The sequence below is a fragment of the Vicinamibacteria bacterium genome, from assembly GCA_035620555.1.
Lineage (GTDB): Bacteria > Acidobacteriota > Vicinamibacteria > Marinacidobacterales > SMYC01 > DASPGQ01.
The window spans coordinates 1-4,986 of sequence record DASPGQ010000292.1 but is presented as its reverse complement, the minus strand read 5'-3'; the positions used below and the strand labels follow the sequence as shown (position 1 = coordinate 4,986).

The window sequence follows — 4,986 nt, the reverse complement described above, 5'->3', positions numbered from 1 at the left end:
TGGGAACGGCCGCTTACATGAGCCCCGAGCAGGCTCGGGTGAAGGCGGTCGACGCGCACGCTAAACCGACGACTCGTCCATTCTTCAAACGGCAAAAATCGAAGCCCGAACGTTGTCGTTATGATGAATTCACTTTGTCGGGGCGAAGTAGGTTCGTCGAGCCAGGATCCGGAACGACGTTGAGACGTGTCACCGGGCAGGCTGCTCCACCTCGTCCGGACGAGGTCCTATAAGTTTCTTGGTTGCAATGTTTTCAGACCAGGCCGTCCGGACGAGTCTACCTGTCACGAGCCCCCCAGGACCTCGACAACAGGACACGAATGCGTCAAACTTGAGCTGAAATCTCATTGATAGTATAAAAAACGCAGCATAAATGACATCAGTACCAAGATTTTTCCAGGATCCAGGCACGAGCTTCTTCCTTTTCGGACCCCGTGGTACCGGAAAGTCCACCTGGCTACGGCAGCACTTCGAAGACCCAATCTGGATAGACCTTCTGGATCCCGAGCAACACCGTCGCTATCTCGCCCGCCCTGAGCGCCTCCGCGGCCGCATCGCCGCCGAGCCTTCGAAGCGAATCGTCGTGGTCGACGAGATACAGAAGGTTCCGAGCCTGCTCGACGTCATTCACCAGGAGATCGAGACCGAGCGCGCGCCGAGGTTCGTGCTCACCGGCTCCAGCGCGCGCAAACTGAGGCGCACGGGTGTCGATCTTCTCGCCGGACGGGCAATACTACGCTCTCTACATCCCTTCATGGCTTCTGAATTGGGGTCGCGGTTCGATCTCGATGCCGCTCTCGTTCGCGGTCTCGTGCCCCTCGTCTGGGATTCGGACCGTCCCGACGACGTTCTCAGGACTTACGTAGCAGCCTACGTCAAAGAAGAGGTACAAAACGAAGGGATTGTTCGCCGTCTCGACGCTTTCAATCGTTTTTTGGAGGCGATCAGTTTCTCGCACGCCGGCGTCATCAACGTAAGCGAAGTCTCGCGCGAAAGCGAAGTAAATCGAAACACGGTCGAATCCTATGTGGGCGTTCTCGAAGACTTGCTGCTCGCTTTTCGTGTTCCCGTTTTCACGAAACGGGCGAAACGGAAGCTCACGTCTCACCCAAAGTTCTTCTGGTTCGATGCCGGTGTATTCCAATCGATCCGACCTCGAGGCCCACTCGACATGCCCGAAGAGATCGGTGGTGCCGCTCTCGAAGGTCTCGTCGCTCAGCATCTACGCGCGTGGATCGACTATTCCGGCACCGACTTCGAACTGAGCTTTTGGCGGACGAAGTCCGGGTCGGAAGTCGATTTCGTCGTCTACGGCGCGGACGGCTTTTACGCGATCGAGGTCAAGCACCGGGCCACCATCCGTCGGTCGGACTTGCGCCCCCTGAGATCTTTTCTTTCGGACTACCCCGAAGCAGCGGGGCGTCTCTTGTATCGCGGGTCCGAGCGCATCGTGATCGACGACATTCTTTGTGTTCCGGTGGACGAGTTCCTGCGCGAGTTGACACCGAATCGACCACCTCCCTAGTTGGTGGGCACTCGCGCCTTCAGCTCTTCGAACCAGTGCTCCACGACAACGATCCGGAACGGTCTCGCATCAGCGGCCGCGTCACCCGCCGTGACCATCAAGAATCGCTCGCCGTCCGGCGCGACGTCGTAGGTGCGGCGTGAGAGAAAGAAGTAGTAGTCGTCCTCGAACAGCGACGTCGGCTGGCCCACGCTGAACGTGGGAGACGTGTCAATCGGTACGGCCATCATGCCATTGGCGGAACGATAGAACAGCTCGCGTCCGTCTCGGGACCAGACTGGCTGCCTGCCGCCATCGGTGGAAATGGTGACGCGTTGGCCGAGCCGGGGGAACCGTTGCGCGTAGATCTCTTCCCGCCCACTCTGGTCAGACTCGTACGCGATCCACATACCGTCGGGCGAGATAGCAGGCACCTGTTCCATGAACTCCCCGGCGATGAGCGGCGTCGGCGTTCCGTCGCCACCAACTGACAACAGGCCGATGTCCGTCGAGACGTTTACGATCCAGAACGCGAGTGTCGTTCCGTCGGCAGACCAGGCCGAGGGCCCCACCATGGCGGTCCCGGCATCGACGCTCATGAGCCGATCGGCCTCACCCGTACCATCCGCGGACTTCCAGAAGATGCCGCCCTCGATTGCGCCGGCCGATCCGTAGACGACTCCCGTGCCGTCGGGCGTCCAGAGGGGGTTCGCCTCGACGAACGCATCGGCGGTGAGCTTGGTCTCGGTGCCGCGGGAAAGATCGAAAATCCAGATGTCTGCACCGTCGGCGTCCGCGCGATCGACGGCCACCCGCGTGCCGTCGGGCGAGATGTGCGGAGTGTGGTAACCGCCGCCCGATGCGTCGATCGGCTCCTCGCGGCCATCGCGGCTCACCCACACCAGACGTCGCGATGCTGAGCTGGACCCGGAGCCCTCCAAGTATACGAGCCGTCCCGCATCGGAGACATCGAAGTCCGCGGCACCCGAGGTCTTCACGACGACGTTCTCGACGAGCGGTACCGGGCCACCGGTGACCTCCAATCGATCGGGATCGAACGGCACCACGCGCACCGTGCCATCGGCCACGGCGAACACGAGGTGGCCTGTCCGGACATAGCGAGGACTGGTCCCGGTCAGTCCGAGCGTCCTCACTTCCCCTGTGTCGAGCGAGAGAGCCGCGAGCTCTGCTCCGCTGGTAGCGAATCTGACCGGACTGCGAGCGAACAACACCACCCCGTCGTTCGGTACCCCGGATGGCCAGCCGTGGGACTCGCCCTCCGGCGGCGTCGTGAGCTGTTCGGGTTCGCCGCCCTCACCCGACACTCCAAAGAGTCCTCCACCGGGTGAACCGAAGATGATGCGGTTACCGTGAACCCAGCTCGCTCCACGCATCACGAGCGGGACGGAGGCCACCTTGATCACCGGTCCTCCGAGTGCCGAGACCTTCCGGAGCTCGCCACTCATCCAGAACCCAATCCACTGTCCGTCGGGAGATACAAAAGGGCTTTCAGCTTCCTGGGTTCCCGAGAGCGGCAACGCGTCGAGACCGTCGACCCATCGCACGTACAGTTTCGAGAAGTTGCTATCGGGCATCCTTCCGCTGTACACGACGAAGCGTCCATCCGGCGATACCGCGAGGTCCTTTCCGCGAGGCGCGACTTCGAACGGGTCTGGCGAATCGATCGTGAATCGCGTGACATCGACGGCCACAACGGGCGACCGCATCGCGGACCAGACGGCGAGCCCCGAGATCATCGCCGCGACCAGCGCGACGCCGACCACCAGTGGGACCACCCGCCGCCGTTTAGCCCACGTCGTCGTAGCCTCGTCCGATGTCGACCCAACCTGCGCGACCGTCTCGAAGGCGCCTTCCAACGCCAGACGCACGTCACCGATGTCACGCGCCCGCCCCCTCGCATTCTTCGTGAGGCAAAGCCGCAAGACCTGTCGGATGAAACTCGGAGTCGTGGCCGGAAGTGCTGTCCAATCCGGCTCGGCGCGGAGTACGGCCGCCAACGTGTCGGAGACGTCCTCGCCGGCAAAGGCGCGATGGCCGGTCAACATTTCGTAAAGCACTGCCCCGAATGCCCAGATGTCCGTCCGCTTGTCGACGCGCTTGCCTTTGGCCTGCTCGGGGCTCATGTAGGCGGCCGTACCCAGTATCATGCCGAGCTGTGTTCCCTGGCGGGTGAGCGTCGGTGAATGGGACAGCTCCGCGTCGGCTTCGCTCGCCGAATCCGCTTCGAGCGCTTTCGCGAGTCCGTAGTCGAGCACCTTCACCGTGCCGTCTTCTTTGAGCTTGATGTTCGCGGGCTTCAAGTCGCGGTGGATGACGCCGGCTTCATGACCTGCCTCGAGCGCGTCCGCGATCTGTTTCGCGATGGCGACGGCGTCTTCCATCTGGATCGGGCCTTCCTGAATCCGCTCCGCGAGCGTCGGACCTTCGACGTGCTCGAGCACGAGCGCTTTCACGCGTCGATCAGAGTCCTCGAAGCCGTAGATACTCGCGATGTTCGGATGGTTCAGCGACGCGAGAAGCTTGGCCTCCCGCTCGAACCGTCGGACGCGCTCCTCTTCGGCGGCAAGCTCGTCGGGAAGCACCTTGATCGCAACATCGCGCTCGAGCTTCGTATCTCGCGCGCGGTAGACCTCACCCATGCCGCCCTTACCGATGGGCGAGACGATTTCGTAAGGGCCGAGGCGCGTTCCAGGGGCGAGGGCCATGGTGCGTGCCATCTTGGCACACGTGCGCAGAGACCTAAAGTGCTACTTGAAGCAACTCCGTCCGGGACGGAGCTGGCGAAAGTCTTACCGAACCCTCACGGGAGCCTTGGCGCGTCGAAGTGTTCGAATAGCCATTTCGAGGTCGCGGTGCACCCTGTAAGTCTACAATGGCAGACCCAGATCAGCGCGACCCGTCGATGCACGTCGGCGCGGCGATGCCGGTCTCCTCGACTAGGCGTCCCAGTCAAGAAAGTATGTCTGCGTCGGAGTCCGAGCTCCTCGATTTCGGCTCGGCGAACTTGGCGAGGCATTGCAGGCTTCCAGGTCGTCTTCGGTCGCCGCGCGCACCTGGTAGCCCGAGATCTTCTTCTCGAGCGGTTCTCCCTGGGTAAAAGCCTCGTAGCATATTTCTCCAAAGGCTTCGGCGTCCTCCGGCCGGGCCGGTCTGAACGTTGCGTCCATGGGCACCCTCTTTTTGGCAGCGCGTCATTGTATCGCCTCCAATAGGAGTGAACGCCTGGGGGAACGGCAGGGTGAGCCAAGCAGAAGCGCGAGAGCCTGTCATCGTGGCGACGCAATGTCCCGCGGTGCGCAACCTAAGATGCTGGGAACGTCGGTCCTCGAGAGGTAGAATTCGGGTGAAAGCAGAGGGGTCGAAATGTTCGATGTCGATCGGTTCGTGGCGGACAGTCGTGATTCCCTGAAGGAGAACGATCCGCGCGCGTTGAAGGAAGTCGTCGAAAGAGCGGTCAGCGA

The 4,986-nt window shown here is 62.0% G+C and carries 3 protein-coding genes; 1 reads left to right on the top strand and 2 read right to left on the bottom strand.

The features are described from left to right. Positions 1 to 373 precede the first annotated feature (373 nt). Positions 374 to 1,525: an AAA family ATPase gene (locus tag VEK15_11935; protein ID HXV61399.1), complete on the top strand. Its 1,152-nt coding sequence runs from the start codon at positions 374 to 376 to the stop codon at positions 1,523 to 1,525. Here the strand turns inward: VEK15_11935 and VEK15_11930 are convergent. Both VEK15_11930 and VEK15_11925 read right to left on the bottom strand, forming a co-directional pair. Further along, positions 1,522 to 4,242: a protein kinase gene (locus tag VEK15_11930; GenBank protein ID HXV61398.1), complete on the bottom strand. Its 2,721-nt coding sequence runs from the start codon at positions 4,240 to 4,242 to the stop codon at positions 1,522 to 1,524. The genes VEK15_11935 and VEK15_11930 overlap by 4 nt on opposite strands. 219 nt (positions 4,243 to 4,461) lie before the next feature. After that, positions 4,462 to 4,692: a hypothetical protein gene (locus VEK15_11925; GenBank protein HXV61397.1), complete on the bottom strand. Its 231-nt coding sequence runs from the start codon at positions 4,690 to 4,692 to the stop codon at positions 4,462 to 4,464. Between the last annotated feature and the right edge of the window lie 294 nt (positions 4,693 to 4,986).

Coding starts and splice junctions, on each gene's coding strand:
- VEK15_11935 (HXV61399.1), top strand. CDS start 374: ATGACATCAGTACCAAGATTTTTCCAGGATCCAGGCACGAGCTTCTTC.
- VEK15_11930 (HXV61398.1), bottom strand. CDS start 4,242: ATGGCACGCACCATGGCCCTCGCCCCTGGAACGCGCCTCGGCCCTTAC.
- VEK15_11925 (HXV61397.1), bottom strand. CDS start 4,692: ATGGACGCAACGTTCAGACCGGCCCGGCCGGAGGACGCCGAAGCCTTT.